Annotated in this window: 27 protein-coding genes and 1 riboswitch; of the genes, 11 read left to right on the forward strand and 16 right to left on the reverse strand. The window is 67.4% G+C overall.

All coding sequences use genetic code 11. The annotated features are described in order from the left end of the window. Both VE759_RS20680 and VE759_RS20685 read right to left on the reverse strand, forming a co-directional pair. A partial coding sequence (locus tag VE759_RS20680) for an FHA domain-containing protein (protein ID WP_324935915.1) occupies window positions 1–825 on the reverse strand: 825 nt, incomplete at its 3' end. Between the two features lie 53 nt (window positions 826–878). Continuing rightward, window positions 879–1,277: a nuclear transport factor 2 family protein gene (locus tag VE759_RS20685; protein ID WP_324935916.1), complete on the reverse strand. Its 399-nt coding sequence runs from the start codon at window positions 1,275–1,277 to the stop codon at window positions 879–881. 55 nt (window positions 1,278–1,332) lie between these two features. Here VE759_RS20685 and VE759_RS20690 point away from each other — a divergent pair, with 55 nt between their 5' ends. Further along, entirely contained in the window at window positions 1,333–1,902 is a 570-nt protein-coding gene (locus VE759_RS20690) for a helix-turn-helix domain-containing protein (protein ID WP_324935918.1), read from the forward strand. Window positions 1,903–1,939: 37 nt separating this feature from the next. Here the strand turns inward: VE759_RS20690 and VE759_RS20695 are convergent, their stop codons facing one another. Beyond that, the gene (locus VE759_RS20695; protein WP_324935920.1) at window positions 1,940–3,142 is read right to left on the reverse strand and encodes an NADH:flavin oxidoreductase; all 1,203 of its coding nucleotides are present in this window, start codon (window positions 3,140–3,142) and stop codon (window positions 1,940–1,942) included. A 26-nt stretch (window positions 3,143–3,168) separates the two neighbouring features. On the opposite strand from VE759_RS20695, the gene VE759_RS20700 reads away from it, so the two are divergent. From VE759_RS20700 to VE759_RS20715, 4 genes are all read left to right on the forward strand, one after another. After that, complete coding sequence (locus VE759_RS20700) at window positions 3,169–4,017, forward strand: bifunctional methylenetetrahydrofolate dehydrogenase/methenyltetrahydrofolate cyclohydrolase (RefSeq protein WP_324935922.1); 849 nt, start codon at window positions 3,169–3,171, stop codon at window positions 4,015–4,017. Beyond that, window positions 4,014–4,307 carry a DUF3017 domain-containing protein gene (locus tag VE759_RS20705; RefSeq protein ID WP_324935924.1) on the forward strand — a complete coding sequence of 98 codons (294 nt, stop codon included), beginning with the start codon at window positions 4,014–4,016 and terminating at the stop codon, window positions 4,305–4,307. Before VE759_RS20700 ends, VE759_RS20705 begins: the two co-directional genes overlap by 4 nt. A 99-nt stretch (window positions 4,308–4,406) precedes the next feature. Beyond that, the gene (locus VE759_RS20710; protein WP_324935926.1) at window positions 4,407–5,039 is read left to right on the forward strand and encodes a TetR/AcrR family transcriptional regulator; all 633 of its coding nucleotides are present in this window, start codon (window positions 4,407–4,409) and stop codon (window positions 5,037–5,039) included. After that, window positions 5,039–6,583: an FAD-dependent monooxygenase gene (locus VE759_RS20715; RefSeq protein ID WP_324935928.1), complete on the forward strand. Its 1,545-nt coding sequence runs from the start codon at window positions 5,039–5,041 to the stop codon at window positions 6,581–6,583. The genes VE759_RS20710 and VE759_RS20715 overlap by 1 nt, the downstream gene beginning before the upstream one ends. A 7-nt stretch (window positions 6,584–6,590) precedes the next feature. Here the strand turns inward: VE759_RS20715 and VE759_RS20720 are convergent, their stop codons facing one another. Beyond that, window positions 6,591–7,019, reverse strand: a complete 429-nt coding sequence (locus VE759_RS20720) for a nuclear transport factor 2 family protein (RefSeq protein WP_324935930.1) — start codon at window positions 7,017–7,019, stop codon at window positions 6,591–6,593. Between the two features lie 83 nt (window positions 7,020–7,102). Between VE759_RS20720 and VE759_RS20725 the strand changes: the two genes are divergently transcribed. Next, window positions 7,103–7,594, forward strand: a complete 492-nt coding sequence (locus VE759_RS20725; RefSeq protein ID WP_324935932.1) for a helix-turn-helix domain-containing protein — start codon at window positions 7,103–7,105, stop codon at window positions 7,592–7,594. Here VE759_RS20725 and VE759_RS20730 read toward each other — a convergent pair. Genes VE759_RS20730 through VE759_RS20740 form a run of 3 tightly spaced genes read right to left on the reverse strand, consistent with a single transcriptional unit; the run spans window position 7,591 to window position 9,603 of the window. Next, on the reverse strand, window positions 7,591–8,337 hold the full coding sequence (locus VE759_RS20730) for a class I SAM-dependent methyltransferase (RefSeq protein ID WP_324935934.1): 747 nt from the start codon (window positions 8,335–8,337) through the stop codon (window positions 7,591–7,593). The two genes, VE759_RS20725 and VE759_RS20730, sit on opposite strands and share 4 nt — an antisense overlap. Then, the gene (metX, locus tag VE759_RS20735) at window positions 8,337–9,464 is read right to left on the reverse strand and encodes a homoserine O-acetyltransferase MetX (protein ID WP_324935936.1); all 1,128 of its coding nucleotides are present in this window, start codon (window positions 9,462–9,464) and stop codon (window positions 8,337–8,339) included. The genes VE759_RS20730 and metX overlap by 1 nt, the downstream gene beginning before the upstream one ends. Window positions 9,465–9,474: 10 nt before the next feature. After that, the gene (locus VE759_RS20740; protein WP_324935938.1) at window positions 9,475–9,603 is read right to left on the reverse strand and encodes a hypothetical protein; all 129 of its coding nucleotides are present in this window, start codon (window positions 9,601–9,603) and stop codon (window positions 9,475–9,477) included. Window positions 9,604–9,756: 153 nt separating this feature from the next. After that, a riboswitch (SAM riboswitch) is annotated at window positions 9,757–9,877 on the reverse strand. A gap of 220 nt (window positions 9,878–10,097) precedes the next feature. Between VE759_RS20740 and VE759_RS20745 the strand changes: the two genes are divergently transcribed. Continuing rightward, window positions 10,098–11,321: an NADP-dependent isocitrate dehydrogenase gene (locus VE759_RS20745; RefSeq protein WP_324935940.1), complete on the forward strand. Its 1,224-nt coding sequence runs from the start codon at window positions 10,098–10,100 to the stop codon at window positions 11,319–11,321. A gap of 2 nt (window positions 11,322–11,323) precedes the next feature. On the opposite strand, the gene VE759_RS20750 is transcribed toward VE759_RS20745, so the two are convergent. After that, window positions 11,324–12,163: an alpha/beta hydrolase gene (locus VE759_RS20750; RefSeq protein WP_324935941.1), complete on the reverse strand. Its 840-nt coding sequence runs from the start codon at window positions 12,161–12,163 to the stop codon at window positions 11,324–11,326. Window positions 12,164–12,249: 86 nt separating this feature from the next. Here VE759_RS20750 and trpS point away from each other — a divergent pair, with 86 nt between their 5' ends. Beyond that, the gene (gene trpS / locus VE759_RS20755) at window positions 12,250–13,266 is read left to right on the forward strand and encodes a tryptophan--tRNA ligase (protein ID WP_324935943.1); all 1,017 of its coding nucleotides are present in this window, start codon (window positions 12,250–12,252) and stop codon (window positions 13,264–13,266) included. Window positions 13,267–13,286: 20 nt separating this feature from the next. Continuing rightward, window positions 13,287–14,306, forward strand: coding sequence for an inner membrane protein YhjD (gene yhjD / locus VE759_RS20760; RefSeq protein ID WP_324935959.1), 1,020 nt, complete (start codon window positions 13,287–13,289; stop codon window positions 14,304–14,306). 59 nt (window positions 14,307–14,365) lie between these two features. On the opposite strand, the gene VE759_RS20765 is transcribed toward yhjD, so the two are convergent. Then, window positions 14,366–15,622 carry a D-alanyl-D-alanine carboxypeptidase family protein gene (locus VE759_RS20765; protein WP_324935945.1) on the reverse strand — a complete coding sequence of 419 codons (1,257 nt, stop codon included), beginning with the start codon at window positions 15,620–15,622 and terminating at the stop codon, window positions 14,366–14,368. Window positions 15,623–15,694: 72 nt separating this feature from the next. Continuing rightward, window positions 15,695–16,696, reverse strand: coding sequence for an SMP-30/gluconolactonase/LRE family protein (locus VE759_RS20770; protein WP_324935947.1), 1,002 nt, complete (start codon window positions 16,694–16,696; stop codon window positions 15,695–15,697). A gap of 86 nt (window positions 16,697–16,782) precedes the next feature. Between VE759_RS20770 and VE759_RS20775 the strand changes: the two genes are divergently transcribed. Then, on the forward strand, window positions 16,783–17,457 hold the full coding sequence (locus tag VE759_RS20775) for a hypothetical protein (protein ID WP_414687970.1): 675 nt from the start codon (window positions 16,783–16,785) through the stop codon (window positions 17,455–17,457). A gap of 38 nt (window positions 17,458–17,495) precedes the next feature. On the opposite strand, the gene VE759_RS20780 is transcribed toward VE759_RS20775, so the two are convergent. Continuing rightward, the gene (locus VE759_RS20780) at window positions 17,496–18,869 is read right to left on the reverse strand and encodes an aspartate aminotransferase family protein (RefSeq protein WP_324935949.1); all 1,374 of its coding nucleotides are present in this window, start codon (window positions 18,867–18,869) and stop codon (window positions 17,496–17,498) included. Continuing rightward, window positions 18,866–19,378, reverse strand: a complete 513-nt coding sequence (locus tag VE759_RS20785) for an Lrp/AsnC family transcriptional regulator (RefSeq protein WP_324935951.1) — start codon at window positions 19,376–19,378, stop codon at window positions 18,866–18,868. Before VE759_RS20785 ends, VE759_RS20780 begins: the two co-directional genes overlap by 4 nt. Before the next feature lie 163 nt (window positions 19,379–19,541). Here VE759_RS20785 and VE759_RS20790 point away from each other — a divergent pair, with 163 nt between their 5' ends. Next, a complete protein-coding gene (locus tag VE759_RS20790; protein WP_324935963.1) occupies window positions 19,542–20,480 on the forward strand; it encodes a sigma-70 family RNA polymerase sigma factor in 939 nt (312 codons plus the stop codon). Here VE759_RS20790 and VE759_RS20795 read toward each other — a convergent pair. From VE759_RS20795 to VE759_RS20810, 4 genes are all read right to left on the reverse strand, one after another. Continuing rightward, a complete protein-coding gene (locus VE759_RS20795) occupies window positions 20,413–21,018 on the reverse strand; it encodes a carboxymuconolactone decarboxylase family protein (protein WP_414687971.1) in 606 nt (201 codons plus the stop codon). The two genes, VE759_RS20790 and VE759_RS20795, sit on opposite strands and share 68 nt — an antisense overlap. A 54-nt stretch (window positions 21,019–21,072) precedes the next feature. Continuing rightward, entirely contained in the window at window positions 21,073–21,852 is a 780-nt protein-coding gene (locus tag VE759_RS20800) for a succinate dehydrogenase iron-sulfur subunit (RefSeq protein WP_324935953.1), read from the reverse strand. After that, a complete protein-coding gene (gene sdhA, locus VE759_RS20805; RefSeq protein WP_324935955.1) occupies window positions 21,852–23,645 on the reverse strand; it encodes a succinate dehydrogenase flavoprotein subunit in 1,794 nt (597 codons plus the stop codon). Before sdhA ends, VE759_RS20800 begins: the two co-directional genes overlap by 1 nt. 22 nt (window positions 23,646–23,667) lie before the next feature. Next, on the reverse strand, window positions 23,668–24,097 hold a 430-nt coding region (locus VE759_RS20810; protein ID WP_324935957.1), incomplete at its 5' end, for a succinate dehydrogenase hydrophobic membrane anchor subunit.

Here is a 24,097-nt window from a genome sequence, read left to right on the forward strand (position 1 = left end):
GACGAGGTCGACATTGCCGATCGTGACGACGTCGCCGTCATGCAGCATCGCTTCCTTGACGCGGCTGCCGTTGACGAACGTGCCGTTGATGCTTCCGGCGTCCTCGATCTTGACGCCTTCGGGCGTCGGCACCAACGTCGCATGGTGGCGTGAGGCCAACACGTCGGGGATGACGATGTCGTTGTCGGTGGCACGGCCGATAGTCGTCGATCCCGGCGGCGGCGCCGCCCCGGCGCCGGGACGCAGGATGCGAATCATGCTGGTCGCCAGGTTCGACACTTCGCTCTTGCCGCCGGGTGCCGGTCTCACCTGTGTCGGCGGCGGGTAACTCTGCTGCGATTCCGACGGCTGCGAAATGGGTTGCGCCACCGAGCCGATTGGCGGGCGGGCGAGATTCGTGCCGCTGGGCGGATACTGCTGCTGGGTGCGCGACGGGGCCGGCTGCGACCATGCACCGCTGGTTCGCTGCTGCACCCGCACCGACGTGGTCTGCGGCGGGCGGCCCACGGACCCGGTGTGCCTGCCGACCTCGAATGTCAGCTGCGGTCCGTCCGGGTTGCCGATGTTGATGCTTTGTCCGTCCCGAATATCGAGCGACGGCACCCGGCGGTTGTTGACGAACATCCCGTTCAGGCTGCCGTTGTCGATCGCCACCCAGCGGCCATGGTCGTACCGCAGCACCACGTGCGCCCGGGAGACGAGCGGGTGCGCGACGCGCACGTCTGCCCTCAGGTCGCGGCCAATGACCACGTCATGGCCGGGCCCGAAAGTGCGTTGCGAACCGTCGGACCGAACGGTAAGGGCGGGCGGCTCAGGTCGGCTCATCGGCACTCACTCTATCCGTATCAACTCCGGCTCGTGGCCGGTCGGCGCGCCGGTCAGACCGCGGGCGGCCGCTCCCACGCCCGGGTGTCGGTTATTTGTTGCAGCGCGCTGATTCGGCCGTCCTTAATGGTGATCACGTGGGCGAAGGCGGCGTCGACGGACGAGCGCCGGTCGCGTGCGGTGCCGAGGTAGCGGCCGATCACCACGACGCGCTCGTCGTCGACGGCGAGGAATTCGAGCGGCTCGAGGCGGATGTCGTAGAGCGTCGCGATGCGTCCCCAGACGTGGGCGACCATGTCCCGTGGCCCGTGATGGGTGCCGCCGACGCCATGCGGCATGCCGTCGCTGACAATGCCCACGAAGTCGTTGCTGAGCAACTCGAGCAGAGCTGGCGCGTCGAAACGGGCGAATGCTTCGTATAGGCGTTGAGCGAGCATGACGGCGGAAATCATGTCTAATCCTTAATTAGAGGGCAGCCTCTACTAGGAACACTCGTAAGCTTGCCACATGCCGCGGCCCCAGCGCTACAACACCGACGTGTTGTTGGAGGCAGCGGCCGAGATCCTCGCATCCGACGGGCCCGCGGCCGTGACGATGTCGGCGGTTGCGCGCGCCGCGAGGGCGCCGAGCGGCTCGATGTATCACCGCTTTCCGACCCGCGCGGCGCTCTGCGCGCGGTTGTGGCTGCGCAGCCAGGAGCGCTTCCACGCCGGGTTGATGGCGGCACTGGCCGACGCGACGGATCGGCAGGATCGCTGCGTGGCCGGCGCCAGGTTCGTCGTGGGCTGGTGTCGCGACGAGCCCGTCCAGGCCCAGGTTCTGCTGGTCGGCGCCGATGCACTGGCCCGCGATGAGTGGCCGCCGGATGCGCTCCGCCGCTACGACGAGTTGCGCCGCGAACTGGATCAAACGCTGCGCGGGCTGCGCCGGCGCGCAGACCACGACCGCATCACGGCAGCCGTGATCGACATCCCGTATGCGATTGTGCGGCGCCACTTGCGTTCCGGCGCACCGCTTCCCGCCGCAGCCGAGGACATCGTCGAGGACTGTGCGCGCGCCTTGGTGCCGCGCGACTAACCCCGGCGCGCCGCCGCGCGAACTAACCCCGCGCGAACTAACCCGGCGCGCCGGTGACGACGCAGTGGGTGCGGATCGACGGGCGTGATCGGAACGCGGCCGGCATGCACTTGTTGCAGTGTGTGCACGCCGAACGCACCGTATGCGCGTCGCCGTCGGCGGCGATCCGGTTGATCAGATCCGGCTCGGCCAGCAATGCGCGGGCCATCGCGACGAATTCGAAGCCCTCCGCCATCGCGAGATCCATCGTTTCGCGGTTCGTGATGCCGCCGAGCAGGATTAGCGGCATCGACAGCTCCGCGCGGAACTTGCGGGCAAGGTCGAGCAGGTACGCGTCCCGGTAAGGGTATTGGCGCAGCACCTTTTTCCCGATCGCTCGCACGGCCCACCTCATCGGCGGGTTGAAGACGTTCGCGAACTCCTCGAGCGGGACGTCGCCGCGGAAAAGAAACATCGGGTTGACGAATGAGCTGCCGGCCGTCAGCTCGATTGCGTCGAGTCCGCCGTCCTCCTCCAGCCACTTAGCGGTGATCAGCGCCTCGTCGACGGTGATGCCGCCGCGAAGGCCGTCGGACATATTGAGTTTCGCGGTGACCGCTATCTGGTTCCCGACCGCACGGCGGACGGCCTGCACGACTCCGCGCGCGACCTTGGCTCGGTTCTGCAGCGATCCGCCGAACTCGTCGTCACGCCGGTTGATCAGTGGACTGAGAAAGGAGCTGCAGAAATAGCCGTGGCCCAGATGGATTTCGACGGCGTCGAACCCGGAATCGATCGCGAACCGTGCCGCGTCCGCATGCGCGGCCATGACGTCTTCGATGTCGTCTCGGCTCGCCTTCTTCGCGAAGCTCATCACGATCGGGTTGAAGAAACGAACCGGCGCCAAGGGTCTGCCGTTGACCGAGCGCCCAACCCGCACGGGTCCCGCGTGCCCGATCTGCGCGCTGGCCGCCGCACCTTCGGCATGCACGGCGTCGGTCAGCCGGCGCAGCCCGGGCACGGCCTCCGGACGCATCCAGATCTGGCCGGCCTCGGTGCGTCCACCCGGTGACACCGCACAGTAGGCCACCGTGGTCATCCCCACTCCGCCGGCGGCGGGCAGCCGGTGATACTTGATCAGCTCGTCGCTGACCAGCGCGTCGGGGGTGGCCGCCTCGAACGTCGCGGCCTTGATGATCCGGTTGCGCAGCGGCAGCGGGCCCAGTTTGGCCGGCGCGAACACGTCGGGGGCTACAGCCATACGCGGAGCCTGCCACAATGTCCGTCGTGGGTGCTATCACGCTCGACGGCAAGGCCACGCGCGACGAGATCTTCGTCGACCTGACCAAGCGGGTCGCCGCGCTGGCCGAGGCAGGCCGCACGCCGGGGCTGGGCACGGTCCTGGTCGGCGACGATCCGGGCTCGCAGGCCTATGTGCGGGGCAAGCACGGCGACTCGGCGAAGGTCGGCATCACGTCGATCCGGCGCGACCTGCCCGCCGACGTCAGCCAGTCGAAGCTCGACGAGACGATCGACGAGCTCAACGCGGACCCCGAATGCACCGGCTACATCGTGCAGCTGCCGCTGCCCAAGCATCTCGACGAGAATGCGGCGTTGGAGCGTGTCGACCCCGCCAAGGACGCCGATGGTCTGCACCCGACCAACCTCGGGCGTCTGGTGTTGGGCAAGGCCGCGCCGCTGCCATGCACGCCGCGCGGCATCGTGCACCTGTTGCGGCGCTACGACGTCCAGATCGCCGGGGCACACGTGGTGGTGATCGGCCGCGGCGTCACCGTGGGTCGTCCGCTCGGGCTGCTGCTCACCCGCCGGTCGGAGAACGCGACAGTGACGTTGTGCCACACCGGAACTCGGGATCTGCCCGCGTTGACGCGGCAGGCCGACATCGTCGTGGCGGCGGCGGGCAAGCCACACATGGTCACCGCGGACATGGTGAAACCCGGGGCGGCAGTAGTCGACGTCGGGGTGAGCCGAAGCCTCGAGGGCAAGTTGATGGGCGACGTCGATCCCGGCGTCTGGGACGTCGCCGGCCACGTGTCGCCCAATCCTGGTGGCGTCGGACCGATGACGCGGGCCTTTCTGCTCACCAACGTCGTCGAATTGGCGGAGAACGCATGACCATCCGCGAGCACAGCCGCGCCGTCGCCAGGTCTCAGTGGCCGATCCTGGTGGTCGGGCTGATCTTCGTGGTGGCCTTCGGACTTGTAGTCGCCGACTATTGGCGCCGCGGCTCGTTGTTGATCGGCGTCGGGGTCGCGGTCGCCGCCGCGCTGCGGCTGACCCTGCCCAACGGCAAGGCCGGCCTGCTCGTGGTCCGCGGCAAGACAACCGATTTCACGACGATGACGCTCGTCGCCGCCGCGATGCTCTACATCGCCTGGACGATCGACCCGCTCGGCACCCGCTGACCTCCGGCCCGACCCCGGCGTTTCCCGCACCACCGTGGGGAGAAAGCTGCCTAACGGGCAATTTTGCCTGATGTGCAAGTTTCGGATAGGCTGGCCGTCATGACCCTCGGACTGCGCGAGCGCAAGAAGCTCGACACCCGGCGCGCGCTCAGCGACGCCGCCGTGGAGCTGGCCTTCGAGCGCGGGCTGGAGAATGTCACCCGGGACGCGATCGCGGCGAGGGCGGGCGTATCGCTGCGCACCTTCAACAACTACTTCACCGGCAAGTACGAGGCGATCGCCTACCGGCAGCTCGAGCGGCTGCGGCGCAGCCTCGTGTCGTTGCGCAACAAGCCCGCCGACGAGCCGCTCTGGACAGCCATCACCGAGGCCATTCTCGAACCGCTGGAATCCGAGGGCGTCCCCAGCATGATCCCGAGCGCCCGGCAACTCGGGGAAGTTCGCAAAGTGCTCCTCACGCCCGAGATCCGCGCGGCGGTGTCGAAGGAGCTCGGCGACGAGTGGGTCGAGGCGATCGCGGCACGCACCGGCACCGACCCGACTCACGACATGTATCCGCGGCTGGTTACCGGAATCATCCGCGCGGTCTGTGACGCCGCGATGGACGCCTATCTGACGACCGACCCGCCGGTTCCCATCACTTCGCTGCTCCGGCAGGGTTTCGCCGATGTTGTCGTCGGTGTTCCCGCGCCGGAAGCTCACTGCCCAGCCAATCCGGAGGTTCATCACTAATGCCCGCAGACCGAGTCGACGTCGTCATCGCCGGTGGCGGTCCCAATGGTCTGATGGTGGCGTGCGAACTCGCGCTTGCCGGCATTCGACCTGTTGTGCTCGAGCGCTTGCCCGAATCGAGCACCGAGCCGAAGGCCAACGGGCTTATCGGACAGGTGATTCGGACGCTCGACCTGCGGGGGCTCTATCACGAGCTCGCCGGCTCCGCGGGACCGCCAAGGCCGATGTACGAGTGGATGTTCTCCGGGATGCGGGTGCGGTTCGCCGGCCTGGAGGACAACCCGATGTTCGGGTTGCCCATACCTCAGCCGCGGCTGCTGCGGCGACTCAACGAGCGGGCACACCGGCTGGGTGTGCAGGTCCGCTGGGGACATGAGCTGACGGGCGTGGTGGCCGGGACCGACGGCGTTGGGCTGACGGTGGCCGGCCCGGATGGCTCCTACCACCTTGACACGGTGTACCTCGTCGGCGCCGACGGCGGTCGCAGCCAGGTTCGCAAGAGCGTCGGCATCGAGTTCCCGGGCACGACGTCGGCGACAGTCACCCGGATGGCCCACGTGTACTTGCCGGACGACTTGCGGGCCGGCGACGGCACCCTGGACATTCCCGGCTTCGGCCGACTTCCGTTCGGGCACAACAGGCTCGAGAACGGCGGCGCCTTCTTCGCCGAAATGGAGCCGGGTCGCCCACTCATCGCGACGATGGAGTTCGGCACCGCGAACACCGACGAACCGATGACCCTGCACGAAATGCGCGAGAGTCTCAAACGCGTGCTCGGCGTCGACGTGCCGATCGGGCCACCGCGCGGACCCGGCCCGCATGCGCTGCGCCGCATCGACGGCCAGAACACCAGGCAGGCGGAGCGTTACCGCGCCGGGAACGTGTTCTTGGTGGGCGATTCCGCGCACGTGCATTCAGCGATGGGCGGGCCCGGACTCAACCTTGGTCTTCAGGACGCGATGAACCTTGGCTGGAAACTGGCGGCCCAAGTCAACGGCTGGGCCCCCGCCGGACTGCTCGACACGTATCAAAGCGAGCGCTATCCGGTTGGCGAACGAGTGATGATGCATTCGCTGTCGCAGACCGCCCTGATGGCACCTGGCCCCGAGACTTCAGCTCTGCGAAGGCTTTTCGCGGAGTTGTTACAGATACCCGCCGCCACCGCGCACATCGCGCAGCTACTGGCAGGTTCGGACGTCACCTACGATGTCGGCGACGATCATCCGCTGTCGGGCCGCTTCGTGCCCGACCTCACTCTCGATGACGGGCGTCGCGTCGCTGAGCTGCTTCATGATGCTCGCCCAGTGCTGCTCGACGTGTCCGGAGGACTGCTGGCGGACGCCGCGAGTGCCTGGCCGCGGGTTGACGTCGTGGTAGCGACCGTCCCGGACTACCCGGTCCTCGGGCTGTTGATCCGCCCCGACGGCTATGTCGCCTGGGCCGCCGACGAGTTCGGGCAGGACGACGAGCGGCGGCTACGCGCCGCACTGCGACGCTGGTTCGGCACGGAGGACGCCGCAGACGCCGCCGCACTCTCGGCCTGACTCAGCGTCACGCTCGCGACAGCGCGCGCCGGACCACGCCCGGGTGGCGGGCTAGCTTGGGGCCCAGCATCACTGCCACCAAGGTCAGCGCCAGCCACGGCCGCAGATGCGGCCGCATCCGCCGGATCCGGCCGTCGTCGTCGAGCTCGACGACCATCGCGTCGGTGATCGGAACGCCCGCGATTCGGGCTTCGCTCACCGCGACGCGCGTCGATCCGTCGCCCACGAAGTGCTGCCAGCGCAGTCCCCGCAGGCCGCCGAACGCGGCGCCCAGCAGTACCCGCAGGTCGTCACGTCCGCGGAACACCATCCGCCCCACCAGCGGCGACACCAGTTCGGCGTCGGGAGCCAGCGCTTCGACCATGCCGTCGACGTCGTTGGCGCACGCCGCAGCACAGAACGCAGCAACCATATCAACCGTTTCGGTCGGCCCCATGTCAGCCCACTCCGAGTCCATTCCGATTCGCAAGTAAGCTAGCAGATCATCATTGCGAAAAGCAATGGACTAGGATCACGGCTATGCCAAAGCAGTCCCTGGCAAACATCGCCTGCTCGATCGCGCGGTCGCTCGACGTCGTGGGGGAGCGCTGGACCCTGCTGATCGTTCGAGACCTGTTCGTCGGCATGTCCCGGTTCGAAGACATTCGTCGCGACCTCGGCGTCGCGCCCAATGTGCTTGCGGCTCGGCTGAATAATCTCGAACGCCACGGCATCGTGGAGCGGCGCCAGTACCAAACCGCCCCGGCGCGATACGGATATGGCCTCACCGCAAAGGGATTAGATCTCCATGCCGTGATCGTCACGCTTCTCGCATGGGGCGACAAGTGGCTCTCCGCCGATCCGCCGGTCGTCATGGTCCACAACGACTGCGGGCAAGCCACGACTGCCAGGACGGTCTGTGCCCGGTGTGGCGGAGAACTCACCGCCGCCAACACGTCTTCGCAGGTCGGCCCCGGCGCCGACCCCGGCCTCGGCACCGCCGTGATCGGCAACTTCCTGCTTAAGGGCTAGCCGCCAAGCGTTGCACGGATGCAGACGGTTACATACGGCAGCGCCAAACCCGTCGAATTGGAAAGCGCCGGATGCGTTCTCAACAATTCGCGCACCCGCTGCAGCGTCTTTGTGCGCGCCGCCGCGGGCGCGGTGATGCAGTAGCTGCGCGACGCCACCAAATCGATCAGCGCCTGCGGCGTCAGGTAGTTCGTCCACTCGACCTGATCCTGCTGCAGGCCGACAAACGGCTCCGGCAGCGTGACCCCGTGGTCGAACGCGTCGCGGGAATCCTCGCGTCCGATGATGCGACCCAAATCCTTGACCCAGCCGAGGCGTTCGTCGCGGGTGTTCCACACCAGGCCCAGCCGTCCGCCGGGCCGCAGCACCCGTGCCACCTCGGGGATCGCGCGCTCGGGGTCGAACCAGTGCCAGGCCTGCGCCACCAGCACCGCGTCCACGCTGTCGTCGGGCAGCGGGATCTCCTCGGCCGTGCCCAGCAGCGCCGGAGTGTCGGGCAGCGACCTGCTGAGCACCTCGAGCATCTCGGCGATCGGGTCCACGGCGACGACGCGCAGGCCGCGCTCCACCAGCCGGGTGGTCAGCTTGCCGGTACCCGCGCCGAGATCGAGCACATCACGCGCGCCCTGCGGCAGCAGCCAGTCGATAGCTTCCGGCGGATAGGACGGCCGGCCCCGCTCGTAGGCCGCGGCCTGTGCCCCGAAGGACAATGAGCGTTCTTGCCGGCCGGTCCTCGCCACCATCAGCCCTCCGTGGTCGCCAACTTCAAGGTCTGCCGTATCAGGCCGCCGACGGCTTCCGACTCGATCAAGAAACCGTCGTGGCCATAGATCGACTCGACCACCTGCAAGCCGGTACAACCCGGCAGCAGGTCGGCCAATTCCTCCTGCAGCCGCAGCGGGTAGAGCCGGTCTGAGGTGATGCCGGCAACCACCACCGGCACCGGACAGCAGCGCAGCGCCTCAGCCACCCCGCCGCGGCGACGGCCGACGTCATGGCTGGACAGCGCCTCGGTCAGCGCGACGTACGTGCCCGGGTCGAACCGCTCGACCAGCTTGCCGCCCTGGTGCTCGAGATAACTCTGTACCGCGTAGCGTCCGCCGCCGAGCGGATCCTCGTCGGCCTGCGCGAGGTTGCCGAACCGGCTGTCGAGTTCGACCTCACCGCGATATGTCAGGTGCGCGAATCGGCGGGCGATGTCCATGCCGTCGATCGGCGCGCGGCTGGTGCCGTAATAGTCGCCGCCCTGCCAGTTGGGGTCGGACTTGATCGCCGCGATCTGTGCGCACTGGGTGCCGATCTGATCGGCGGTGGCCCGCGCCCCAACCGCCAGCACCAAAGCCGACCGAACCTTGTCGGGGTGGCTGACGATCCACTCCAGCGCCCGCGCGCCGCCCATCGAACCGCCGACCACCGCGGCGACCTCGGTGATGCCCATCGCCGCAAGCGCCGCCACGTCGGCCTCTACCTGGTCGCGCACCGTGATGGTGGGAAACCTTGAGCCCAAGGGCTTCCCATCGGATGCCAGTGAACTGGGACCGGTGGAGCCGCGGCACCCGCCCAGCACGTTGGTCGCGACCGCACACCAGCGGTCGGTGTCGATCGGCGCGCCAGGACCGGCCACGCCGTCCCACCAGCCCGGCGTGGGGTGGATGCCGCCGGCCGGACCGGTGATGTAGGAGTCACCGGTCAGCGCGTGCAGCACCACAACCACGTTGTCGCGGGCCGGCGACAACTCGCCCCAGCGCTGCACGGCGATTGAGACGTCCGGTAACACCGTCCCGCTTTCCAGCGGCAGTGCGCCGATATCGACGATGCCCACTTCGCCTTCGTCGGGCAGCGTCACTGTCGAAACGTCGAAGATGGTCATGTCGAGGTCCTCAAAACGACGCCACCGTGCGTGGCGTCGTCGACGCGGGATGAGTGAACGCCTTGCCGGCATCGACACCGCCGGCCAGCTCGGACGACCAGTGGGCGGTCGGATCGTCGAGTGCGTTCTCGGTACTCACGAAGTTCTCCTGCCTGTGATCGGCCCGGCGCCGTGGTGCGCTGACGGCCGATACGACGGTCTTGGGGTCGATTGGGTTCAAACAGTCAGGGGCAACTGCACACGATGGACCTCCGCATCAGGTTTCCCTGTCTACTCCGGGGCCCGTCACGCGGACCCGCGCTTGCCGTGTAACCGGCTACCGGTTACTCAACCTGGTCATCACCCGGGGCACCCCACCGCGGTTGGAGGGTTGCCGGCCAGCAAGCCGGGGCTTGAAGCTGGCGCTCATGACCGAAAAGAAGCCTATCACCCGCCGGGCGGGGGCACGTCCCGCGTGCCGGCGGGATGGTTCGCAACGGGTCCGATCACTACCGACCGGTAGCTCAACTCGGCTCATCATCGCGAGGTCAGCGCCGGTACGCTGGCCGCGAGCGTTGCTTAACCATGCCCACAAGGCAAGCCCCTGGAAGCAGTTCTGGAAGCTAAGTCACGGCGTAGGAGGACCCCTACTTCATGTCCAGCAAAATCACGGTCGAAGGCACGGTAGTAGAGCTTGACGGCGACGAGATGACGCGCATCATCTGGAAGTTCATCAAGGACACGCTGATCCATCCCTACCTGGACATCAACCTGGAGTACTACGACCTGGGCATTGAGCACCGCGACGAAACCGACGACCGGGTCACCGTTGACGCCGCCAACGCGATCAAGAGACACGGCGTCGGTGTGAAGTGCGCAACAATCACTCCCGACGAGGCGCGGGTGAAGGAGTTCAACCTCAAGGAAATGTGGAAATCGCCCAACGGGACGATTCGAAACATTCTGGGCGGCACCATCTTCCGGGCGCCGATCGTGATCAACAACGTGCCGCGGCTGGTGCCGGGGTGGACGAAGCCGATCGTCATCGGCCGTCACGCATTCGGCGACCAGTACTCGGCGACGAACTTCAAGGTGGACCGGCCCGGCACCGTCACGTTGACCTTCACCCCGGACGACGGCAGCGACCCTATCGAGCACGAGGTGATCCAAATGCCCGATGCCGGCGGCGTCGTGATGGGCATGTACAACTTCAAGAATTCGATCCACGACTTCGCCCGCGCGGCGTTCAAGTACGGGCTGAAGGAGAAGTACCCCGTCTATCTGTCGACGAAGAACACCATCCTCAAGGCCTACGACGGGATGTTCAAGGATGAGTTCCAGCGCATCTACGACGAGGAATTCAAGGACGAGTACGAGGCGAACGGGCTGACCTACGAGCACCGGTTGATCGACGACATGGTGGCCGCCAGCCTGAAGTGGGAGGGTGGCTACGTCTGGGCCTGCAAGAACTACGACGGCGACGTACAGTCCGACACCGTAGCCCAGGGTTACGGGTCACTGGGCCTGATGACGTCGGTGCTGATGACTCCGGACGGCAAAATCGTCGAGGCCGAGGCCGCACACGGCACGGTCACCCGTCACTTCCGCCAGTACCAGGCGGGCAAGCCCACCTCCACCAACCCGATCGCGTCGATCTTCGCGTGGACCCGTGGACTCGATCACCGCGGCAAGCTCGACAACACACCGGACGTCGTCGACTTCGCGCACCGGCTTGAGCGCGTCGTCGTCGACACCGTCGAGGGCGGCCAGATGACCAAGGACCTCGCGTTGCTGATCGGCAAGGATCAGCCGTGGCTGACCACCGAGGAATTCATGAGTGCCCTCGACGACAACCTGAAGAAGGCGCTCGCGGGCTAAAGCTAAGACCCGGTGCGGCGCGCCTCCGGGCCCGCGTACTGGTCGACGAACTCGAGTATCAGCTCGCTGATCCGCTCCGGCGCCTCGAACATTGGGACGTGACCGACGCCGTCGAGTGTGGTCATCCGCGTGTTCTTGGGCAGGTACGTGGTGAAGTGCGTGCTGAACCGCGGCGGCGGGAACACCCGGTCCTTCTCGCAGACGACCAGATGGGTCGGCGCGCGCGTCTCGGCGAGTTCCAGCAGTCCGGGTAGCACCAGCGTCTTGGCCAGCAGCTGGTAGTAGCCCGGGCAGTGGGCGACGTCGTCGATGATGTCGATCAGGTCGGTTTCGCTGATGCCGTCGGGTGATGCGCTGATCAACGGGTAGGCGAGTTGGCGCGACATCGGCAGGCTCAGCGCCCGCGGGCCGAGCACGCGCGCCCCCAACCACACCGGGAATCCCACCACGAACTTGAAGATGGTTTCGAACTTGCCGGGCGCATAGCGGGTCCAGCCGCCGGCCGGCGCGATCGCGGTCAGCGTGCGCGCCCGTCCGCGTCGCTCCAGCTCGAACGCGACCCAACCGCCGAGTGAGTTGCCGACGATGTGCGCGGTGCGCCAACCGAGCTGGTCCATCTGGTGCTCGACGTGGTCGGCAAGCGATCCGGAGTCCAGGAAGAGCGGGCCGCGTGGTGCGCCGTTGTGGCCGAGCATCGTCGGTGCGAAGACCTCGTAGCGGCCGGTCTCGGCGAGCTGCGGTGCGACGCGCTTCCACACGCTCTGCGACAGCAAGAACGGGTGCAGCAGCAGCATCGGCTCTCCGGAGCCCAGGTGAATTGGTGCACGGTCGTGGTGCGGCATAGTTCCGACGGTAGCAACTGCTACCGCCGGTACCGCAAGTCGGCGTGGTGAACGTCGCACCCCGGCCATGAAAAGATTGACTCATCATGAGCACTTCGTCCGCGACCAAACGCGTCTTCTCCGGCGTGCAGCCGACATCCGACTCGCTGCATCTGGGTAATGCGCTGGGGGCGGTCAAGCAGTGGGTGGCGCTGCAGGACGAGTACGACGCGTTCTTCTGCGTGGTGGACCTGCACGCGATCACCGTCCCGCAAGCACCCGATGTGCTGCGCCGCCGCACCCTGGTGACCGCCGCGCAGTACCTCGCGCTGGGCATCGACCCCGCTCGCAGCACCATCTTCGTGCAGAGCCACGTGCCCGCACACGCCGAATTAGCTTGGGTGCTGGGCTGTTTCACCGGCTTCGGGCAGGCATCGCGGATGACGCAGTTCAAGGACAAGGCCGCGCGGCAGGGCACCGAGTCGACCACCGTCGGCCTGTTCACCTATCCGGTGCTGCAGGCCGCCGATGTGCTGCTCTACGACACCGACCTGGTGCCGGTGGGTGAGGATCAGCGTCAGCACCTCGAGCTGGCCCGCGACATCGCGCAGCGGTTCAACAGCCGTTTTCCCGGCACCTTCGTCGTGCCGGAAGTACTGATCCCAACGGCCACCGCCAAGATCTACGACCTGCAGGACCCGACGGCGAAGATGAGCAAGTCGGCCGGCTCCGAAGCCGGATTGATCAGCCTGCTCGACGATCCCGCGGTCTCGGCAAAGAGAATCCGGTCGGCGGTAACCGACAGCGAACGCGAGGTCCGCTACGACCCGGACGCCAAGCCCGGTGTCTCGAATCTGCTGACCATCCAATCCGCGGTCACCGGTTCCAACATCGACAAGCTCGTCGAGTCCTACGCCGGCCGCGGATACGGCGATCTGAAGGCCGACACCGCCGAAGCGGTGGCCGATTTCGTCCGCCCGATCAGGGAGCGGGTCGACGAGCTGATCGAGGACCCGGCCGAGCTGGCCGCCACCCTTAACGACGGCGCCGAGCGGGCGCGGGAGGTTTCGGCGAAGACGCTGGCAAGCGTCTACGACCGGATAGGGTTCCTACCGGGGCGGTAGCGTGCTGGGGGAGGATGGCCTTGCCGGACTCGGACAAGCCGGGCGTCCTCGATCGGCTGCGCGCGCGCTACCCCTGGTTCGACCACGCCATGCGGGCGCGGGAGCGCTACCAAGACGCCAGGGGCGACTTCTTCGCCGCCGGCATCACGTACTTCACCGTGTTCGCGCTGTTCCCGCTGGCGATGGTCGGGTTCGCCGGCGTCGGGTTCGCGCTGTCCCGGCGACCCGACGTGCTCGCCGACATTCAGAACCGCATCAAGAGCTCGGTATCCGGCGAGTTCGGTCAGCAGCTGGTCAAGCTGATGGACGCCGCCATCGATTCGCGCACCTCGCTGGGCATCATCGGTCTGGCCGTTGCGCTCTGGGCGGGGCTGGGCTGGATGGCCAACCTGCGCCAGGCGCTGACCGCGATGTGGGAGCAGCAGCACGAGACCGGGAACTTCTTCACGACGAAGCTGTCGGACCTGGTCGCATTGGTCTCGACGTTTGTGGCGCTGCTGGTCACCATCTCCCTGACCGCACTGGGTGACGAAGGCCTGATGAGACGGCTGCTGCGGTCGATCGGGATCACCGAGGTGCCCGGCATCGGCTGGGGCTTGCGCGCCGCATCGATCGTGGTGTCGCTGGGCATTTCCTGGCTGCTGCTCACCTGGATCATCGCCAGGCTGCCCCGGGAACCGGTCAGCTTCGCCAGCGCCGCCCGGGCGGGGCTACTGGCGGCGGTCGGCTTCGAGATCTTCAAACAGGTGGCGACGATCTATCTGCGGGCGGTGCTGCACGGCCCTGCCGGCGCGACGTTCGGCCCGGTGCTCGGCGTGATGGTGTTCGCATACATCACCGCGCGGCTGATCCTGTTCGCGACGGCGTGGGCGGCGACGTCGACGGAGAACCTGGCCGACGCCCCGGTGGCGCCGCCGGAGCCGGCGATCATCACCACGCCGGTGCGCGAGCGTCAGGGTATCACCGGCCGCGGGGCGCTCACCGCGATGGCGGTGGGAGCGCTTGCCGCGCTGGGCATTTCCCGCCTACTCCGGCGCTGAGTGTGCACTCACGGCGCCGACACGCCGGGCGGCCACGCCCTCGCCTCACACTCGACGCGCTAATGCATCGGTCGCCGGTTGACCGACCGGGCCAGCAGAATCAGGCAGAACACCACCACTGCGCCGACGATCGCCACGCCGACCCGGACCGGCAGTCCGCCCGACGCCGGTGCCACGCCGGCGGCGTTGGCGGCCGCGCCGTACGGCGAGTTCGCCGCGCTCGGCGGCCCCAGCGACGGGTCCGCATCGACCAGCGACCCGACCTTGGTTCCAGGCGGGGTGGCGAAGCCGTAGTCCAACAGGTGAGCGGCCTGCTGCCACGGCGGGATCGGCTGGCGGGTGCCGCGCAGCATCACCGTGACCAGCCGTCGGCCGTCCCGCTGGGCGGCGCCGACGAAGGTCTGCTGCGCGTCGTCGGTGTAGCCGGTCTTGCCGCCCAGCGCGCCGGGGTAGTTGTAGAGCAGCTGGTTGTCGTTCTCCAGCAGGTATCCCGGGTGCTCGGGGTCGCCCGGCACGTCGGATCGGGCCGGATGGCCGGGGAAGTCGAAGCTCCGGGTCGCGACGATGTTGGCGAACGTCGGGTTGTGCCACGCGTACCGATAGAACAGCGCCATGTCGTAGGCCGACGTGCTCATGCCAGGGCCGTCCAGCCCGGACGGGGTCGCGGCCCTGGTGTCGCGGCCGCCGAGCTTGCCCGCCAGCGTGTTGATCTTCTGCAGCGCCACGTCCATGCCGCCGAGCTGCATGGCCAACGCGTGTGCGGCGTCATTGCCGGAGTGCATCAGCAGGCCGTGCAGCAGCTGGTTGACGGTGTAGGTGCCGCCGACGTCCACCCCGACGCGGGTGCCGTCGGCCGCCGCGTCCTCGGCAGTCCCCGCGACGCTCTTGTTCAGGTTGAGTTCGTTGATCGCCTGCATCGCGATCAGCACCTTGACGATGCTCGCCGGGCGGTGCCGGCCGTGCGGGTCCTTGGCGGCGATCACGTCGCCGGTGTCCAGGTCGGCGACGATCCACGCCTCGGCGGAGACGTCGTTGGGCAGCGGTGGAGTGTTCGCCGCGGCCACGATGCCGCAGCCGCCCATCGCGTCGCCCCCCACCGGCCTGACCGGCACCGGCATCGGCTGCGGCGGGTCACCGGCGGTGGGCACCTCGGAGGCGTCGACGGCCGGCGGGGTCGACACGCGATACGGGCAGCTGCGGGTGTCGGGCGACGCGTTGGGCTCGGCGCCCGCGACCGGTGTGGCCACGCCCGCCATCAACAAGGCCGCGACGGCAGCCGACAACAGCCGACGAGACACGGTACTTATCCCACCCATTGACAGAGCAGACTAAGCGATGAAGGTCACGGGTGCCGACAGCGGCACGGCAACGCGGCGGCCGCAACCACGTCACAGCGGGGTGTATGCCACCGCCGGCGCCCCGATGCACGCCATCCATAGCCGGTTTCCCGACTCAACCAGCCCGGTCACCATGCCGAAGTTCGGGTGCTTGGTGTGCAGGCCCCCGACGACCTTGCCGGTGTCGGGATCGAACGCGACGGCCAACACCTCCTTCGCAATCGCCGGCTGCAGCCGCTCGGGCAATCGCCACAACAGCTTGCGGATGACCGGCGGGCGCGGTGCCAGCAAATCAGCCGCAGCATTGCGCGGCGAGACCATCGCGGTCCAGATCCGGCCGTCGGCACCGGTCGAGATGTTGTCCGGGTGGCACGGCAAGTTCTCGACCAACGGTGTCACGGTGCCGGCCCGCGGCCCGGTGAGCCAGTACTTGGTGAGTCGGCGTCCCATCGTCTCGGCGAACACGAGTGCCGACTCGTCTGTGGTCGTCGTGACGCCGTTGGCGAAGTGCAAGCCGTCGACCAGAGTTGTCACCGTGCCGTTGGGGTCGCGGCGGAACAGACTGCCGTTGCCGCGGGCCTCCATCACCGCCGCCCTGAAGTGCTGGTAGGTGAACGCGCTTGTCGACTCGGTGAAATAGATTGTGCCATCGGCTGTCTCGGTGACGTTGGAGCAGAACTGCAGGTGCCGGCCCTCGATGTACTCGACCAGCGTATCCAGCTCGCCGGTGTGCGGGTCCAGCGCGAGCAGCCCACGCGGACTGTCGCAGACCAGCACCCGGCCGTCACGCGCGACGTGCATGCCCAGCGGTCGCCCGCCGGTGTCGGCGACGACCTTCACCTCACCGCCGTCCGGTGAGATCCGCAGGATGCGGCCATCGTCCACGCCGGTCCAGATCTGCCCGTCGGCGTCGACGACCACGTCTTCGGGAGCGTTGCCCGGAACCGGGATGACGGTGATCTCTGCCGGCGGCAGTTCCGGCAGCGGGTCGACGGGCGGGGGCCGCCAGCGGACCGGGTCGATGGACGGCTTGTTGCCTCGTTTGAACGGCACCACGTCAATCTAGGTCCTCGGTGTCCTCCAACGAAGTCGGATCCGAAAACCCGCCCCGCCCCCGGGTCCGGTGACAGGATGACGCCGTGACCATTTCATCCGAGCCCGGCCTGCGGCAGTTGACCACACCGCGGGCCGCCGCCCTCGCCGGTGTCGTGTTCGCCATTCTCTTCGGTGCGGTGCTGATTCTGATCCGCACGAAAATGCCAGAGGGCATTAGCAGTTCGGCGGAGTGGCTGAACAGCCGCGGCGGCGGGATCAAGACGGCCACCGTACTGATGCCGTTCGCCGGCATCAGCTTCCTGTGGTTCATCGGCGTGGTTCGCGACGGCTTCGGACGTTACGAAGATCGGTTCTTCGCGACTGTCTTCCTTGGCAGCGGTCTGTTGTTCCTCGCGATGATGTTCGTGTCGACCGCGGTGGCGGCGGGTCTGGTCGCGTCCAATGCCGCTGTGGCGGATCCCGGGGCCCACGCCGAGATGATCGATTTCGGCAAGATGGTGGTGCTGTCGTCCAGCAAAACCTACGCGGTCCGGATGGCGGCGGTCTTCATGATCTCGTTGGCGACGATCTGGTTGCGGACAAGCCTGATGCCGCGCTGGCTCAGTGTGCTCAGCTATGTGGCCGCGGTCGCGCTTCTGGTTGCCGGCGACCTGAGCATGTGGGTGATGATGGCATTCCCGGTGTGGGTCTTGGTCGTTAGCGGCCTACTGCTGTCGCGCGCCGGCGTATTCGAGGCGCTCAGGTCTGGCCACGATTGATGTCCCGCGCGCCGGGCCCACAACAATGCCGAAGCCGGCTATGAGAGGCGTCCGGCCTCCGAGAGCACACTTCGCAAAATCCCTTCGATCGCGTCGAATTCGGCCTGGCCGCTGATCAGCGGCGGCGCGAGCTGTACGACCGGATCGCCGCGGTCGTCGGCTCGGCAGTACAGGCCCGCCCCCAGCAGCGCCGACGACAAGAATCCGCGCAACAGTCGCTCGCTCTCCTCGTCGTTGAAGGTTTCCTTGGTCGCCTTGTCCTTGACCAACTCGATGCCGTAGAAGTATCCCTCGCCCCGCACGTCGCCGACGATCGGCAGGTCGAGCAGCTTCTCCAGCGTCGCCCGCAACGCCGGTGCGTTGTGTGCGACGTGGTCGTTGATGCCCTCGCGCTCGAAGATGTCCAGGTTGGCCATCGCCACCGCGGCCGAAACCGTATGACCGCCAAAGGTATAGCCGTGCGGGAACGTGGTCTTGCCGTCGGCGAACGGCTCGAACAGCCGATCCGAGGCGATCATCGCCCCGATCGGTGAGTATCCGGACGTCATCCCCTTGGCGCAGGTGATGATGTCGGGCACATAGCCGAAGTCGTTGCACGCGAACATCGATCCGATCCGGCCGAACGCGCAGATCACCTCATCGGACACCAGCAGCACATCGTATTCGTCGCAGATTTGGCGAACCCGGTCGAAATAGCCCGGCGGGGGCGGGAAGCAGCCGCCGGCGTTCTGCACCGGTTCCAGAAACACCGCGGCGACGGTGTCGGGCCCCTCGAACTCGATCGCCTCGGCGATGCGGTCGGCCGCCCACTGGCCGAACGCCTTCAGATCCGTCTCGTAGGGGGCCGGCGCGCGGTAGAAGTTCGTGTTCGGCACCCGGAAGCCGCCCGGCGGCAGGGGCTCGAACGGCGCCTTGTAATCCGGAAGCCCGGTGATGGCCAACGCGCCGTGCGGCGTGCCGTGGTATGCGATCGACCGCGAGATCACCTTGTGCTTACCGGGTTTCCCGGTCAGCTTGAAGTAGTGCTTGGCCAGCTTCCACGCGCTCTCGACTGCCTCGCCGCCGCCGGTCGTGAAAAACACCCGGTTCAAGTCGCCGGGCGCGTAATTCGCCAGCCGTTCGGCGAGTTCGATCGCGGGCGGTGTGGCGTACGACCACAGCGGGAAGAACGCCAGCTTCTCGGCCTGCTTGGCCGCGGCCTCGGCGAGTTCGGCGCGGCCGTGGCCGACCTGCACCGCGAACAGGCCGGAGAGCCCGTCGATATAGCTCTTGCCCTTGTCATCCCAGATCGTCACGCCGTGACCGCGTGTGATGATCGGCGGGGTGATCCCGGCGCCGTGCCGCGCGAAATGGCCCCACAGGTGCCGATCGGCCTTAGCCGAAAGGTCTTCTCGTACTCCGGTTGTCGTCATCGGGTTCCCCAATTGTATTGCTGCTTGACAAGCCTCAGATACACCAGCGTCTCGGTAGAGACGACACCGGGCAGCGCGCGAATCTGCGTGTTGAGCAGATCCAGCAGCGCGTCGTCGTCTTCGCAGACAACCTCGAGGATCATGTCGAACGAGCCCGCGGTCAGCACCACGTAGTCGACCGAGTCGAGTTGGGCGATCTTGCCGGCGAGTTTGGTGGTGTCGCCGGTACAGCGGATGCCGATCATCGCCTGGCGCGCGAAGCCGAGCTGCATCGGATCGGTCACCGCGACGATCTGCATCACCCCGCTGTCGACCATGCGCTGCACCCGCTGACGGACTGCCGCCTCGGACAGCCCAACGGCTTTGCCGATCCCGGCGTAGGACCGCCTGCCGTCCTCCTGCAGCTTTTCGATGATCGCCTTGGACAGGGCGTCGAGCTGGAACGCGCCGGGCGGCGGGTTCAGTGGATTGCTGGCGCGAATTGGTACCGCGCGGATGCCGTCGGCCATGGTCTCGATTGTGCACGGAATCCGTCGCTAGCGGCAACTATTGCAATGTATTTGATCGTCCGAACGTGCAGCAACGCGGGAATGCGTAGCGCCGCCCGGCGGCCCGGTTTACCGTTTCACCATGACCACGGTCGCCGCAAGCTCGATCGATAGGCTCACCACCATGACCGCGGTACAGCGGGTTGACGAGTTCGAGGAGCTGCGGCCTCATCTGCTCGCGGTCGCGTATCGACTCACCGGCACCTTCGCCGACGCCGAAGACGTCGTGCAGGATGCCTGGTTGCGCTGGGACGCGTCCGCGGGCGCGCCGGGCGACCTGCGGGCATGGCTGACCACCGTGGTGAGCCGGCTGGCAACGGACCGGCTGCGGTCGGCGGCCCGCCGCCGGGAGTCCTACGTCGGCGAGTGGCTGCCGGAGCCGGTGGTGACGACGGGCGCCGACGACCCGTTGTCGGTGGTGGTGTCCCGCGACGACGCCCGGTTCGCGGCGATGGTCGTGCTGGAGCGGTTGACGCCGGATCAGCGGGTCGCGTTCGTGTTGCACGACGGCTTCGGCGTGCCATTCAAAGAAATTGCGCCCGTGCTCGGGGTGACCGGCGCGGCGGCGCGGCAGCTGGCGTCGCGGGCCCGCCGCATCGTGTCGACCGACCCCGCGCCGCCGGCCGACGGCTCGCACGACGAGGTGGTCGGGCGGCTGTTGGCGGCGATGGCGACCGGTGACCTGGACGCCGTCGTCGCGCTGCTGCATCCGGACGTCACGTTCACCGGCGACTCGAACCGCAAGGCACCCACCGCGATTCGCGTCGTCCGCGGTGCCGACAAGGTGGTGCGGTTCATGTTCGGGCTGGCGCGGCGCTACGGGCCCGGCTGGCTGGAGTCCACCCGGACCGCGCTGGTCAACGGCGAGCTCGGCCTTTACCTGACCGGTTCGCCGGGCGGCGACGGCCATCCGCGGGTGACGCCGCGGGTGATCGCGATGACGGTGGCCGACGGCAAGATCGCCGCGGTGTGGGACGTCGCGAACCCGGACAAGTTCACCGCTTCGCCGCTGCGCCCCGCTCCTGCCCAGCCCACGGGATCCGGCACGCATCACCGGAGTTGAAGCCCTGCTCGGTGATGCCAAGCGCGGTGTTCATCCGGGCCCGCATGTTCTCCACGCCGATCTGATACGTCAGCTCGAAGACACCCGCCTCGCCGAACCGCCGCTTCAGGTCGTCGACCTGCTCGTCGGTGACGGTGTGCGGATCGTTGGTCATCGCGTCGGCGTAGCCGATCGCGGCGCGCTCGTCGTCGGTGTAGCGCGGCGAGGTCTTGTAGTTGTCGATGTCCTTTAGCCGGTCGACGTCGAGGCCCTCCAGCCGTTGCAGCATCGAGCCGAAGTCGACGCACCACGAGCAACCGATGGTGCGCGCCGTCCAGAACACGGCGAGTTCACGCACATTGGCGGGCAACCTCTTCGACGCCCGCTCCAGCGCCGACTCATGGACCGCGCCGGCCACCAGCAGCCCCGGGTGGTGCGCCGAGACCGCGAACGGCTCGGGGACCTCGCCGAAGCGTCGCTTGGCATAGCGGTACGCCGCGCGGATCCACAGCGGCGCGCGCTGCGGGGGGACAGGGTCGATGCGAGATTTCGGTGCCATATCCGATAGACGAGACGGCCCGCCGAGGTGTGACAGACCACGCCATCCGGGAGGTCACCGGGTGTACATCAGCGCGCGCTTGACCTCTTGGATGGCCTTGGTGACCTCGATGCCCCGCGGGCAGGCCTCGGTGCAGTTGAACGTGGTGCGGCACCGCCACACGCCCTCGGCGCCGTTGAGGATCTCGAGCCGCTCCGCGGCGGCCTCGTCGCGGCTGTCGAAGATGAACCGGTGTGCGTTGACGATCGCCGCCGGGCCGAAGTAGCTGCCCTCATGCCAGTACACCGGGCAGCTGGTCGTGCAGGCCGCGCACAGGATGCACTTGGTGGTGTCGTCGTAGCGGGCGCGGTCGGTGGGGCTTTGAATCCGTTCGCGGGTAGGCGGATTGCCGGTGGTGATCAGGTACGGCTTGATCGCCCGGTACGCCTCGAAGAACGGCTCCATGTCGACAACAAGATCCTTCAGCACCGGTAGCCCGCGGATCGGCTCGACGGTGATGGTCAGCTGCTTGCCCGGCTTCTTCGGTAGCAGGTCGCGCATGAGCACCTTGCACGCCAGCCGGTTGACGCCGTTGACGCGCATCGCGTCCGACCCGCACACCCCGTGCGCGCACGAGCGCCGGAACGTCAACGTCCCGTCCAGATAGCCCTTGACGTAGTGCAGCAGGTTCAACAGCCGGTCGGTCGGCAGGCACGGCACCCGGAAGCTCTGCCAGCCGGCCGCGTCGGGATCCTCCGGGTTGAACCGCGCGATCCTCAGCGTCACCATCACCGCGCCCTCGGGGATCGGCGGCAGCGGCGGGTCCTGGCTGCGAACTTGCGGCGTCGCGGTCATCAGTACTTGCGCTCCATCGGCTCGTAACGGGTCTGGACGACGGGTTTGAAGTCCAGGTGGATGTCGGACAGCAGATCGGTGGCCCGCTTCGATTCCCCGGTGGCTTTGCTCCCGCCCTCCAGGACCTTGTAAGCCATCGTGTGGCGCATGTAGTTGGTGTCGTCGCGGTTGGGGTAGTCCTCGCGCGCGTGGCCGCCGCGGGATTCCTTGCGGTTCAACGCTCCGACCACGGTGACCTCGGCGAGCTCGAGCAGGAAGCCCAGTTCGATCGCCTCCAGCAGGTCGCTGTTGTAGCGCTTTCCCTTGTCGTGCACCGAGATTCGGGCGTACCGCTCCTTGAGCGCGTGGATGTCGGTGAGCGCCTGCTTCAGCGTTTCCTCGGTGCGGAACACCGCCGCGTTGTTGTCCATCGACTGCTGCAGTGCGCCGCGGATGTCGGCGACCCGCTCGTTGCCGTGCTCGGAGAGGATGTCGCCGACCCAGTTGACCACCATCGACGCCGGCTCGGGCGGCATCGCGACGAAGTCGTGGTGCTCGGCGTACTCGGCGGCGGCGATGCCGGCGCGGCGGCCGAACACATTGATGTCCAGCAGCGAGTTGGTGCCCAGCCGGTTTGCGCCGTGCACCGACACGCACGCGCACTCGCCGGCGGCGTACAAGCCCGGCACCGTGGTGGTGTTGTCGCGCAGCACCTGTCCGTGCACGGTCGTCGGGATGCCGCCCATCACGTAATGGCAGGTCGGGTACACCGGGACCAGCTCCTTCACCGGGTCGACGCCGAGGTAGGTGCGGGCGAACTCGGTGATGTCGGGCAGCTTGGCCTCCAGCACCTCCTCGCCGAGGTGGCGCACGTCGATGTAGACGTAGTCCTTGTGCGGGCCGGCGCCGCGGCCTTCGAGCACTTCCCGCACCATCGACCGGGCGACGATGTCGCGCGGCGCCAGGTCGACGATCGTCGGCGCATACCGCTCCATGAAGCGCTCGCCCTCGCCGTTGAGCAGGCGGCCGCCCTCGCCGCGCACCGCCTCGGAGATCAGGATGCCCAGGCCGGCCAGGCCCGTCGGATGGAACTGGTGAAACTCCATGTCCTCCAACGGAAGTCCCTTGCGAAACACGATACCCAGGCCGTCGCCCGTCAACGTGTGCGCGTTGGAGGTGGTCTTGTACATCCGGCCAGATCCGCCGGTGGCAACGACGATCGCCTTGGCGTGGAAGACGTGGATGTCGCCACTGGCCAGCTCGTAGGCGATCACGCCGGTGGCCACCGGCCCGGACGACGTCTCGGTGATCGCGATGTCGAGCGCGTAGAACTCGTTGAAGAACTCGACGTCGTGCTTGACGCAGTTCTGATAGAGCGTCTGCAGGATCATGTGGCCGGTGCGGTCGGCGGCGTAACAGGCCCGGCGCACCGGTGCCTTTCCGTGGTCGCGGGTGTGGCCGCCGAACCGGCGCTGGTCGATGCGGCCCTCGGGGGTGCGGTTGAACGGCATCCCCATCTTCTCGAGGTCGAGCACCGCGTCGATGGCTTCCTTGCACATGATCTCGACGGCGTCCTGATCGGCGAGGTAGTCGCCGCCCTTGACGGTGTCGAAGGTGTGCCACTCCCAGTTGTCCTCTTCGACGTTAGCCAGCGCCGCGCACATGCCGCCCTGCGCCGCGCCGGTGTGGCTGCGCGTCGGGTACAGCTTGGTCAGCACCGCGGTACGCACCCGCGGACCCGCCTCGACCGCCGCGCGCATGCCCGCGCCGCCTGCACCGACGATGACGACGTCGTAGCGATGTTCTGCGATCATTTCAAAACCATCCCGCTCACCCCTAAGAGATATTGGCGTCGAAGGTGACCAGTACGTATGTGCCCAATACCAACGCGAATCCCGTCGCCAGCAACAACAGCGAATTCAGGTAGAACTTGGTGATGTTCTTGCGGGCGTAGTCGCCGATAATGGTCCGCATGCCGTTGGCGCCGTGCACCAATGCCAGCCACAGCAACGCCATGTCCCAGATCTGCCAGAACGGCGACGCCCAGCGCTGGGCGACGTAGTTGAAGTCGATGCGGTAGACGCCGCCGTCCCAGATCAGCCCGATGAACAGGTGGCCGATCGCCAGGAGCACCAGCGCGACGCCGGAGAACCGCATGAACAGCCAGGCGTACTTCTCGAAGTAGGGGATGCCTCTGGGGCGGCGGGGTGCGCGCGGATGGTCGAGGCTGGCGGGGCGGTCGTGCTCCTTCTCCAGCACAGGCGCC

Source organism: Mycobacterium sp. (assembly GCF_035640695.1).
Taxonomy (GTDB): domain Bacteria; phylum Actinomycetota; class Actinomycetes; order Mycobacteriales; family Mycobacteriaceae; genus Mycobacterium.

Bases quoted from the DNA above. Each gene is read 5' to 3' on its own strand.
- VE759_RS20685 (WP_324935916.1), bottom strand. From the start codon at position 1,277: ATGATTTCCGCCGTCATGCTCGCTCAACGCCTATACGAAGCATTCGCC.
- VE759_RS20690 (WP_324935918.1), top strand. From the start codon at position 1,333: ATGCCGCGGCCCCAGCGCTACAACACCGACGTGTTGTTGGAGGCAGCG.
- VE759_RS20695 (WP_324935920.1), bottom strand. From the start codon at position 3,142: ATGGCTGTAGCCCCCGACGTGTTCGCGCCGGCCAAACTGGGCCCGCTG.
- VE759_RS20705 (WP_324935924.1), top strand. From the start codon at position 4,014: ATGACCATCCGCGAGCACAGCCGCGCCGTCGCCAGGTCTCAGTGGCCG.
- VE759_RS20710 (WP_324935926.1), top strand. From the start codon at position 4,407: ATGACCCTCGGACTGCGCGAGCGCAAGAAGCTCGACACCCGGCGCGCG.
- VE759_RS20715 (WP_324935928.1), top strand. From the start codon at position 5,039: ATGCCCGCAGACCGAGTCGACGTCGTCATCGCCGGTGGCGGTCCCAAT.
- VE759_RS20720 (WP_324935930.1), bottom strand. From the start codon at position 7,019: ATGGGGCCGACCGAAACGGTTGATATGGTTGCTGCGTTCTGTGCTGCG.
- VE759_RS20725 (WP_324935932.1), top strand. From the start codon at position 7,103: ATGCCAAAGCAGTCCCTGGCAAACATCGCCTGCTCGATCGCGCGGTCG.
- VE759_RS20730 (WP_324935934.1), bottom strand. From the start codon at position 8,337: ATGGTGGCGAGGACCGGCCGGCAAGAACGCTCATTGTCCTTCGGGGCA.
- metX (WP_324935936.1), bottom strand. From the start codon at position 9,464: ATGACCATCTTCGACGTTTCGACAGTGACGCTGCCCGACGAAGGCGAA.
- VE759_RS20745 (WP_324935940.1), top strand. From the start codon at position 10,098: ATGTCCAGCAAAATCACGGTCGAAGGCACGGTAGTAGAGCTTGACGGC.
- VE759_RS20750 (WP_324935941.1), bottom strand. From the start codon at position 12,163: ATGCCGCACCACGACCGTGCACCAATTCACCTGGGCTCCGGAGAGCCG.
- trpS (WP_324935943.1), top strand. From the start codon at position 12,250: ATGAGCACTTCGTCCGCGACCAAACGCGTCTTCTCCGGCGTGCAGCCG.
- VE759_RS20765 (WP_324935945.1), bottom strand. From the start codon at position 15,622: ATGGGTGGGATAAGTACCGTGTCTCGTCGGCTGTTGTCGGCTGCCGTC.
- VE759_RS20780 (WP_324935949.1), bottom strand. From the start codon at position 18,869: ATGACGACAACCGGAGTACGAGAAGACCTTTCGGCTAAGGCCGATCGG.
- VE759_RS20785 (WP_324935951.1), bottom strand. From the start codon at position 19,378: ATGGCCGACGGCATCCGCGCGGTACCAATTCGCGCCAGCAATCCACTG.
- VE759_RS20790 (WP_324935963.1), top strand. From the start codon at position 19,542: ATGACCGCGGTACAGCGGGTTGACGAGTTCGAGGAGCTGCGGCCTCAT.
- VE759_RS20795 (WP_414687971.1), bottom strand. From the start codon at position 21,018: ATGGCACCGAAATCTCGCATCGACCCTGTCCCCCCGCAGCGCGCGCCG.
- VE759_RS20800 (WP_324935953.1), bottom strand. From the start codon at position 21,852: ATGACCGCGACGCCGCAAGTTCGCAGCCAGGACCCGCCGCTGCCGCCG.
- sdhA (WP_324935955.1), bottom strand. From the start codon at position 23,645: ATGATCGCAGAACATCGCTACGACGTCGTCATCGTCGGTGCAGGCGGC.